Origin of the sequence: Curtobacterium pusillum (genome assembly GCF_013359865.1) — a bacterium.
Classification (GTDB): Bacteria; Actinomycetota; Actinomycetes; order Actinomycetales; family Microbacteriaceae; genus Curtobacterium; species Curtobacterium pusillum.
This window is the reverse complement of sequence record NZ_JABMCE010000028.1, coordinates 1-8,289: the sequence shown is the minus strand read 5'-3', so window position 1 is coordinate 8,289 and position 8,289 is coordinate 1. Positions and strand designations below refer to the sequence as shown.

Sequence of the window (8,289 nt, the reverse complement as noted above, 5' to 3'; positions counted from 1 at the left end):
CTGTACCGGCCGACTGGCGCCGGTTCGTTGCAGCCGCGGGGTGGGGAGTACCTCGACCCTGCAGCACATCACGCCGCGGCTCTCGTCGCGGCAGAAGGCGGAACATGACCACCCGAACGGACACCCCGATACTCGATGATCTGCTCCCACCCGACCCCGACGTCGATGTCTCCGACCCGCGACCGGTCACGCGGCCCGTGCACCTGCGCTGGCGCTACCTCGGCCTCGTCGCGCTCGGCGGTGCCGTCGGCACCGCGCTCCGCGACGTCATCAGCAGCCTCCTGCCAGCGGATGGTGGGGTGAGCTGGTCGATCTTCTGGATCAACATCGCCGGCGCGCTGCTGCTCGGTGTGCTCCTGGAAGCGCTCGCGCACCGCGGGCCCGACCAGGGCCGCCGCCGCATCCTGCGGCTCCTCCTCGGCACAGGGGCCCTCGGCGGGTTCACCACCTACAGCACCCTCGCCGAGTCCACCTCCGCGCTGTTCTTTAACGGGCATGGCCTTGCGGGCACTGGGTACGCACTTCTGACCATCCTGTCCGGTGCGATCGCGACCGCCTGCGGGCTCGTCGTCGCGTCCTGGATCCGCCCCCGGGAGGTGCGCGCATGAGTCCGCTCTTGGTCCTCGCCGTCGCGTTCGGTGGTGGTGCCGGTGCCGCCGGCCGGTTCCTTCTCGACGGGCTCATCAACACGGGTCGGCAGTTCCGGCTCCCGGTCGGGACGTTGACGATCAACATCACCGGGTCGCTGCTGCTCGGCATCATCGTCGGCGCCGTCACCCACCTCGGTGCGGTGCCGGTTGCGGTCCTTGGCACCGGGGTGATGGGCGGGTACACCACGTTCAGCACCGCCAGCTTCGAAACCGTTCGCCTCGCCCGCAGCGGCCGGATCAACGCCGCCGCCCTCAACGGTCTCGGGATGCTCGTCGTCTCCGTCGCCGCAGCGATCGCCGGAATTCTCCTCGGCGGTGCCCTATGACCACACCAACTCCCGAATCGGAGGCCCTGATGCACTTCGGCGTCACGATCGAGATTCCCCGCGGCAGCGGCAACAAGTACGAAGTCGACCAGACCACCGGTCGCATCCGGTTGGACCGGGCCGTGTTCACCAGCATGGTGTTCCCGCAGGACTACGGCTCGATCGACGACACCCTCGGCGCGGACGGCGATCCACTGGACGCGCTCGTGCTCCTGCCCCGTCCCACGTTCCCCGGCGTCGTCATCGACGTCCGTCCGGTCGGGATGCTGCGCATGGTCGACGAGAACGGCGACGACAAGATCCTCACCGTCCCCAACGGCGACAACCGGTTCGACCACGTGCAGGACGTTGTCGACGTTCCCGAGCACACCCGGGCCGAGATCGAGCACTTCTTCTCCCACTACAAGGAGATCGAGCACGGCAAGCACGTCACCACCAACGGGTGGGCCGACCGTGCCGCCGCGGAAGCAGTCATCCGCACCGCGCAAGAAGCGCACACCCGGCACCCCTGACCGCGGCGCCTCACAGACCGCCGCGGGGAGGCAACTGGCGCCCAGTGATCGCCAGGAGGTCGTCCCTCCGCCTCCCCGCGGCCCAGCCCACACCAGCACTACTCGACGCACGACCCGAACGAAGGAGCGTCACCATGAACGACTACATCAGCGGCACCCACCACCACGGCACACCGCAGGGTGAGTACGTCACCCACCACAACCACCCGGTCGGTATCGAGTCGGTGCATGGCAGCCGCATCCTCGACTCCCGCGGCTACCCAACCGTCCGCGTGTCCCTCGAGCTCGAAGACGGCCGCACCGTCACCGGCGACGCCCCCGCCGGAGCATCCACCGGCGCGCACGAAGCCCGTGAACTCCGCGACGGCGGCACCGCGTTCGGCGGCCGCGACGTCACCCAAGCACTGCACATGATCGACACTGAGATCGCGGGGCTCCTCACCGGCCGATCCTGGATCGCGATCGGGCAGATCGACGCGGCCCTCGCGGAGCTCGACGGCACGAGCGTGTGCGCCCAAAAAGGCCGATCGATAGCGGGTCGGCTTTTCTCATGTCCACTCCAAGCCGTACACTGGAGCTGCCTCGGGTGAAGTGCGTCTCTTCCCCGGATGGCGACCAACCGCGATACGTTCGCCAACACGCAGCAGAACTGAGTAAACAGCCGGACCCCCAGGGCCCGGCTTTTTTCATGCCCAGAAGACGCCACGCACCCTGCGTCGTGCAACCACCACCGCTGAATGACGAAGCTGCGACCCATCCGGCCAGAGGCATAAAGCGCACGACCCTGTCGACACGCACCGACACCACGAACCCCCGCGCAACCCGCGCGGGTCTGGCCGGGCTCGGCCAACCCCTCAAGGAGGACAGCCATGCTCACGACGGAAACCGTCATCGAGATGGCGGCGAACTCCGGCGCCAACGCACCCACGCTGATCGCATGCGTCCTGTTCGTCTGGACCGTATCCAGCCACAAGCGCACCAAGCGGGTCGTGAAGATCCTCAACGCAATCGCGCGGGTCTTCAACCGCCGGAAGTAAAAATTGCGCCTGCCGAGTCTGCGGGGAGAGCTCTGTCCTAAAGACGTACCACAAACCTTCGTATTCGCTACACCGGTCGCTTCAGTGCGGCAAGCTGGAGTGCTTGCACGGAACGTCGTTGTTGTTCCGCGCGGTGGCGGCCGTTGGCGGGAGAGGGGTGTGGCGCCGCGATGACGGGTATGAGTCTGGGGTGCTCGTCCAGGGTGAGATGCCGCATGACTCCGTCAAGGGCAACGGTCCCGTAAGTGACGATGGCGTCGAGCACGGGGAGCGCCTCGAGCAAAGCTCCGAGGGCGCGTCGCCCCTCGTCGATGTCCGCAGGTCGTACGCGGCCGGGGACTTCCCAGGGGATGAGGTTCCAGCGGAGGTACTCGTTGCGTGCGAGTCCGGACTCGATGCGGGCTGCGCGGAACGCGGCCGCGGTCGGGCCCGGGTTGTCCTCGCTGCAGACCGCCGAGTGCGCGGCGGCAATGGTCTGCGGGCCGGGCGACTGCATGAGGACCAGCACGCGGCTTGATGTGCCGCCGGATCGTGGGTCGAAGCTCGGGACGAACCGTCGCGAGCCGTCCGGTGCGGTGCGCCATGTCTCGGCGAGGGCGTTCAGCGATCGAACGTCCGCGAGCTCGTCCGCGAGCTCCTCGGCGGAGCTCACGCCGGCTGTGGCGGTGCCAGGAGGGTGCCTCGGATGACGGAGCCGTGGAAGGTGCGGACGGCAACGGTGATCCACGCGGCGACGAGGCCGACGTAGTAGACAACTGCGAGGACGGCGACGACGGTGAGTCCGGAGTGCAGGGCCAGGCCGTTCAGGCCGGTGACGCAGGTCCCGACGGGGAACGTGAAGGACCACCAGGTCAGGCTGAACGGCAAGTGCTCTCGGGCAGTGCGGATGGTGATCGCGAGGGCGATGACGGTCCACAGCAGCGCGAAGCCGAGCATCGCGAACCCGTACACCAGCGCCACGACCAGCAGGGCATGCGCGGTACTCGCATCGACAACGGTGGGGGCGTTCGATGCGAGGAGGTTCACGGCGGTGATCGACTGTCCGACCGGCCCGAGGACGATCCACAGAGTCGGGACCATGCCCGCGGCGCCGACCTTGTGCTGCGCGAGACGGTTCCAGATCAGCGTGATCACCACCAGCGACGTGATGAGGCTGAGGCCGAAGAAGCCGTAGCAGGACCACAGCAGCGTCTCCCGCGCCTGCCCGGCGGGAGCGTACGGCAGCAGGAGCGCACCGGTGGAGGCGGACACCATCGGCGGGACGATCGGCATCAGCCAACCGCCGAACGCGGAGTCGGGCGTGTTCTCGTGGCGGGTGAACGCCAGGTACGGCACGAGCACTGCCGTGAGCAGTCCTCCGATGGTGCCGATGCTCCAGAGCACCCAGTCGACGGTGACGGCAGCCGGGAGGCCGATCCAGTCCTTGCCGAGCAGGATCGTTCCGGCACCAACGGTGAGGAACGCCATCGGCGGTGCCCCGTAGAAGTGGGAGATGACCGGGTGCAGGTGGTGCTTCGCTGCGGTGCTCCGGTAGCGGATCCAGTGCAGCACCGTCGCGATCGTGAGGGCGACGAGCAGGACCGCGGCGATCGCCCATACGACCGTCGCCGCAGTGCGCAGACCTGGGAACTGCAGCGGCAACGACGCAGCCGCGACGGCGACGATCCCGGTCCCCATGATCGATGCGAACCAGTTCGGGGTCAGGTTCGACACGATCAGCCCGGGCCGCTCCAACTCCCGGAACAACCGCCGTTCTTGCACACCATGCTCGGAACGTGCGGGTGCGGGTGCGGGTGCATGGGCGAGGTGAGCGGACATGCACCCAGCGTGCGCGTGTTTCCCATGGTTCGGGAACGGCGAACTTGTTGGCGGGGCACAATGTTTGCTTGTGGCACTGCGACGGCTGACCGACCGGACCCTGGACCTCGACACTCTCGAGGTCCTCGTCCGCGTCGCGGAAACCGGTTCGTTGACCCGCGCGGCCGAAGTGTTGGGGGTGACACAGCAGGCGGTGTCTGCGCGACTGCGTGCCGCGGAGCAGGCGATCGGTCAGCCGCTGGCGCACCGGAGAGCATCCGGGACAGCTTTGACCGACGCCGGCCGGGTGGTGCTCGGTCTGGCCGTTCCGGTGTTGGAGGCGTCGCAGCGGCTCGAAGCAGGACTTGTCGCGCTTCGAGAACCGGCGGGATCCCTCGTGGTCGCAGCGTCGCAGACGATCGCCGAACTCTTGCTGCCTGGATGGTTGCTCACCCACCGTGCTGCCGCGCCCGATGCGTCGGTCCGATTGATCGCGGGCAACTCCACCGCTGTGATCGACCTTGTTCGCTCCGGCGCTGCCGACGTCGGATTCACGGAGACCCCTGCTGCGCCACCTGACCTCTCCTCTCTGGTGGTCGACGAGGACGAACTCGTGGTTGTCGTCGCTCCGCACCATCCGTGGGCGCGGGCTTCGAGCATCACCGCGGATGACCTCGCGGAGACGCCGCTACTGCTCCGTGAGGAAGGGTCCGGCACCCGCGCCACGGTCGAGGCGTGGCTCGACGATGCGGGCCGCACCCTCGTTCCGCCAGCGGCGGTACTGGAGACGACGGGCATCATCCGCGCCAACGCTCGAGCGGGCATCGCTCCGGCGGTGATGAGTCTCCGCACCGTCGGCAGGGACCTCGCCGACGGTGCCCTCGTCCGAGTGCCGCTGCTCGGCCCGCCGCTGATCCGGTCGCTGCGTGCGATCTGGTCGGGCCACCCCGGGCCTGCTGTCACGGCGTTTTTGGACACCGCTCGCAGCTCGAGTGCCGGTGGTCAGATCAGTCCGTAGGGCAGATCCGGGTGCTGCTCGGCGATCTCGGTGAGCCGGTTGTACTTCGCGACCCGTTCGCCGCGGGCGGGTGCGCCGGACTTGATCTGCCCAGTGCCGGTCCCGACGACGAGGTCGGCGATGAACGTGTCCGTGGTCTCCCCGGAACGGTGCGACACCATGCTGGCCATCCCGATGCTGGTGGCGGTGGCGATCGCGCCGAGGGTCTGGGAGACGGTGCCGATCTGGTTCGGCTTGATCAGTGCCGCGTTCGTCAGGCGTTGCTCGCCGCCGTCGCGGATGCGTTGGGGGTCGGTGACGTAGAGGTCGTCGCCGACGTTCTGGATCCGGTCACCGAGCGCCGCCTGCATGCGGCGGAACCCGTCATAGTCGTCCTCAGCGCACCCGTCTTCGATGCTGCGGATCGGGTACGTGTCGATGAGCTGCCGGTAGTAGTCGACCAACCCGTCCCGGTCGAGGCTGTCGTCGAGCATCCGATACGAGCCGTCTCCGAGGGAGAACTCGTTCGCGGCCGGATCGAGGGCGATCGCCACCTGGTCGACGCCCGGCTCGTAGCCTGCGGCGCGGATCGCGGTGACCAGCAGGTCGAGCGCTTCCTCGGGTGCAGCGATCGATGGTGCGAAGCCGCCCTCGTCGCCGAGGCCGAGGCTACCGAACCGGTCCCGCACCAGGCCCGCGAGGGCGTGGTACACGTCCGCGCCGATGCGGACAGCGTCGGCCATCGATGAGGCGTTGACGGGGGCGATCATGAACTCCTGGAAGTCGAGCTTGTTCGCTGCGTGCGCGCCGCCGTTGAGAACGTTGAAGTGCGGGACCGGCATCCGCGGCGTCGAGCCGGTGATCTCGGCGATCCACTGCCAGAGCGGGAGGCCCGCGGCGTGTGCGAGCGCCCGGGATGCGGCGATGGAGGTTGCGACGACGCTGTTCGCGCCGAGCCGGCGGTACCCGGTGGTGCCGTCGAGTTCGGCGAGGGCGGCGTCGACCTGTCCGATTGCGGACCACGATCGCCCTGTGAGGAGGCCCGCAATGTCGGTGTTGATCAGGTGGAGCGCCTGGGTGATGTCGCGGCCGCCGAACGCTGTTCCGCCGTCGCGGAGCTCGATGGCTTCGTGGGCACCGGTGGATGCGCCCGCGGGGGCGTCGCCGGTGACGGTGCGGCCGTCGTCGAGTTCGAGCAGGACGCGGACGGTCGGGTAGCCGCGGGAGTCGAGGATGCGGGTGCTGTGGACGGCGTCGATGGTGACGGGGTGGTCGTGGTGGGTGACGTACTCGCCCTGGTGGGCTCCGTGGTGGTGGATGCCGCTGATGTAGTCGTTCATGGTGACGCTCCTTCTGGTCGGGTCATGCGTCGTGGTCGTGCGGATGGAAGGGAAAGCCGCGGGGAGGCGGAGGGGACGACCTGCTGGCGATCACTCAGCGCCAGTGCCTCCCCGCGGCGGTCAAGGGGCCCGTGGATCACGGGTGTCGGGTGTGGGCTTCCTGTGCGGTGCGGATAACGGCTTCGGCAGCAGGACGGTTGGCCCACCCGTTGGTGGTGACGTGCTTGCCGTGTTCGATCTCCTTGTAGTGGGAGAAGAAGTGCTCGATCTCGATGAGGGTGTGCTCCGGGACGTCGCTGATGTCCTGCAGGTCTTCGAACCGGTCGTCGCCGGCGGGGACGGCGAGGATCTTGTCGTCGCCGCCGTTCTCGTCGACCATGCGGAGCATCCCAACCGGGCGGACGTCGATCACGACGCCGGGGAACGTGGGGCGGGGTAGGAGCACGAGCGCGTCGAGGGGGTCGCCGTCCTCGCCGAGGGTGTTGTCGATGGAGCCGTAGTCCTGGGGGAACACCATGCTGGTGAACACGGCCCGGTCGAGCCGGATCCGGCCGGTGGTGTGGTCGACTTCGTACTTGTTGCCGCTGCCGCGGGGGATCTCGATCGTGACGTCGAACTGCATGGGGAGGTCCGTTTCAGGATGTGGGGTGGCGGTCACAGCAGACCGCCGAGGAGGATGCCGGCGGTCGCTGCGGCGACGGAGACGACGAGCATCCCGAGACCATTGACGGCGGCGGCGTTGATCCGGCCGCCGCGGGCGAGGCGGACGGTCTCGAAGCTGGCGGTGCTGAATGTGGTGTAGCCGCCCATCACCCCGGTCCCGAGGACCGCGACCGGCACCGCGCCGAGGTGTGTAGCAGCGCCGACGATGATCCCGAGTAGCAGCGACCCGGTGATGTTGATCGTCAACGTCCCGACCGGGAGCCGGAACTGCCGGCCCGTGTTGATCAGGCCGTCGAGAAGGAACCGTCCGGCAGCGCCGACCCCACCACCGGCCGCGACGGCGAGGACCAGGAGCGGGCTCATGCGCGCACCTCCCGCGGACGGAACCAAGACACGACGACGAGCCCGCAGGCGGTCGCGATCGCACCAGACAAGACGGTCAGGAGCGCGTACCCGGTGCCGGCGAGGCCATGCCCGCCCAGGAACAGCGCGGCGGTGGACTCGGCGAGTGTGCTGTAGGTAGTGAACCCACCGAGGACCCCCGTGCCGAGAAGGAGCCGCAGGACGCGACGGCGGCCCTGGTCGGGCCCGCGGTGCGCGAGCGCTTCCAGGAGCACACCGAGCAGCAGTGCGCCGGTGATGTTGATCCAGAAGATCGACCAGCTCACCCCACCATCTGCGGGGAGGAGGCCGCTGATGACGTCGCGGAGCGCGGTGCCGACGGCACCGCCGAGCGCGACGAGGCCAAGGTAGCGCCACCGCAAGTGCACGGGCCGCATGACCGGTCGCGGATCGGAAACATCGACGTCGGGGTCGGATGGGAGCTGATCATCGAGTATCGGGGTGTCCGTTCGGGTGGTCATGTTCCGCCTTCTGCCGCGACGAGAGCCGCGGCGTGATGTGCTGCAGGGTCGAGGTACTCCCCACCCCGCGGCTGCAACGAACCGGCGCCAGTCGGCCGGTACAG

The 8,289-nt window shown here is 68.5% G+C and carries 12 protein-coding genes; 6 read left to right on the top strand and 6 right to left on the bottom strand.

Annotation, left to right across the window (positions count from 1 at the left end):
* The first annotated feature begins 104 nt into the window (after positions 1 to 104).
* The 5 genes from HP507_RS00555 (at position 105) to HP507_RS00535 (ending at position 2,525) form a co-directional block, all read left to right on the top strand.
* Positions 105 to 608: a CrcB family protein gene (locus HP507_RS00555; protein ID WP_175349938.1), complete on the top strand. Its 504-nt coding sequence runs from the start codon at positions 105 to 107 to the stop codon at positions 606 to 608.
* Positions 605 to 976, top strand: a complete 372-nt coding sequence (locus tag HP507_RS00550) for a fluoride efflux transporter FluC (protein WP_111057348.1) — start codon at positions 605 to 607, stop codon at positions 974 to 976. The genes HP507_RS00555 and HP507_RS00550 overlap by 4 nt, the downstream gene beginning before the upstream one ends.
* A gap of 29 nt (positions 977 to 1,005) precedes the next feature.
* Entirely contained in the window at positions 1,006 to 1,488 is a 483-nt protein-coding gene (locus HP507_RS00545) for an inorganic diphosphatase (protein ID WP_111057347.1), read from the top strand.
* A 134-nt stretch (positions 1,489 to 1,622) separates the two neighbouring features.
* Positions 1,623 to 2,078, top strand: a complete 456-nt coding sequence (locus tag HP507_RS00540) for a hypothetical protein (protein WP_246328678.1) — start codon at positions 1,623 to 1,625, stop codon at positions 2,076 to 2,078.
* A 279-nt stretch (positions 2,079 to 2,357) separates the two neighbouring features.
* Positions 2,358 to 2,525 carry a hypothetical protein gene (locus HP507_RS00535; protein ID WP_175349937.1) on the top strand — a complete coding sequence of 56 codons (168 nt, stop codon included), beginning with the start codon at positions 2,358 to 2,360 and terminating at the stop codon, positions 2,523 to 2,525.
* A 67-nt stretch (positions 2,526 to 2,592) separates the two neighbouring features.
* On the opposite strand, the gene HP507_RS00530 is transcribed toward HP507_RS00535, so the two are convergent.
* Both HP507_RS00530 and HP507_RS00525 read right to left on the bottom strand, forming a co-directional pair.
* On the bottom strand, positions 2,593 to 3,177 hold the full coding sequence (locus tag HP507_RS00530) for a uracil-DNA glycosylase family protein (RefSeq protein WP_175349936.1): 585 nt from the start codon (positions 3,175 to 3,177) through the stop codon (positions 2,593 to 2,595).
* Positions 3,174 to 4,271 carry a TDT family transporter gene (locus tag HP507_RS00525; protein ID WP_254700853.1) on the bottom strand — a complete coding sequence of 366 codons (1,098 nt, stop codon included), beginning with the start codon at positions 4,269 to 4,271 and terminating at the stop codon, positions 3,174 to 3,176. The genes HP507_RS00530 and HP507_RS00525 overlap by 4 nt, the downstream gene beginning before the upstream one ends.
* 142 nt (positions 4,272 to 4,413) lie before the next feature.
* Between HP507_RS00525 and HP507_RS00520 the strand changes: the two genes are divergently transcribed.
* Positions 4,414 to 5,340 carry a LysR family transcriptional regulator gene (locus HP507_RS00520; RefSeq protein WP_134194760.1) on the top strand — a complete coding sequence of 309 codons (927 nt, stop codon included), beginning with the start codon at positions 4,414 to 4,416 and terminating at the stop codon, positions 5,338 to 5,340.
* Here HP507_RS00520 and eno read toward each other — a convergent pair.
* From eno to HP507_RS00500, 4 genes are all read right to left on the bottom strand, one after another.
* On the bottom strand, positions 5,325 to 6,659 hold the full coding sequence (eno, locus tag HP507_RS00515) for a phosphopyruvate hydratase (protein ID WP_175349934.1): 1,335 nt from the start codon (positions 6,657 to 6,659) through the stop codon (positions 5,325 to 5,327). The two genes, HP507_RS00520 and eno, sit on opposite strands and share 16 nt — an antisense overlap.
* A gap of 136 nt (positions 6,660 to 6,795) precedes the next feature.
* Complete coding sequence (locus HP507_RS00510; protein WP_079238229.1) at positions 6,796 to 7,281, bottom strand: inorganic diphosphatase; 486 nt, start codon at positions 7,279 to 7,281, stop codon at positions 6,796 to 6,798.
* Positions 7,282 to 7,313: 32 nt separating this feature from the next.
* Positions 7,314 to 7,685 carry a fluoride efflux transporter FluC gene (locus HP507_RS00505; RefSeq protein ID WP_079238230.1) on the bottom strand — a complete coding sequence of 124 codons (372 nt, stop codon included), beginning with the start codon at positions 7,683 to 7,685 and terminating at the stop codon, positions 7,314 to 7,316.
* Complete coding sequence (locus tag HP507_RS00500; protein ID WP_175349933.1) at positions 7,682 to 8,185, bottom strand: fluoride efflux transporter FluC; 504 nt, start codon at positions 8,183 to 8,185, stop codon at positions 7,682 to 7,684. The genes HP507_RS00505 and HP507_RS00500 overlap by 4 nt, the downstream gene beginning before the upstream one ends.
* Positions 8,186 to 8,289 lie beyond the last annotated feature (104 nt).

What these genes read in the sequence shown, in the direction of transcription:
- HP507_RS00555 (WP_175349938.1), top strand. Translation starts at nt 105, where the DNA reads ATGACCACCCGAACGGACACCCCGATACTCGATGATCTGCTCCCACCC.
- HP507_RS00550 (WP_111057348.1), top strand. Translation starts at nt 605, where the DNA reads ATGAGTCCGCTCTTGGTCCTCGCCGTCGCGTTCGGTGGTGGTGCCGGT.
- HP507_RS00545 (WP_111057347.1), top strand. Translation starts at nt 1,006, where the DNA reads ATGCACTTCGGCGTCACGATCGAGATTCCCCGCGGCAGCGGCAACAAG.
- HP507_RS00540 (WP_246328678.1), top strand. Translation starts at nt 1,623, where the DNA reads ATGAACGACTACATCAGCGGCACCCACCACCACGGCACACCGCAGGGT.
- HP507_RS00535 (WP_175349937.1), top strand. Translation starts at nt 2,358, where the DNA reads ATGCTCACGACGGAAACCGTCATCGAGATGGCGGCGAACTCCGGCGCC.
- eno (WP_175349934.1), bottom strand. Translation starts at nt 6,659, where the DNA reads ATGAACGACTACATCAGCGGCATCCACCACCACGGAGCCCACCAGGGC.
- HP507_RS00510 (WP_079238229.1), bottom strand. Translation starts at nt 7,281, where the DNA reads ATGCAGTTCGACGTCACGATCGAGATCCCCCGCGGCAGCGGCAACAAG.
- HP507_RS00505 (WP_079238230.1), bottom strand. Translation starts at nt 7,685, where the DNA reads ATGAGCCCGCTCCTGGTCCTCGCCGTCGCGGCCGGTGGTGGGGTCGGC.
- HP507_RS00500 (WP_175349933.1), bottom strand. Translation starts at nt 8,185, where the DNA reads ATGACCACCCGAACGGACACCCCGATACTCGATGATCAGCTCCCATCC.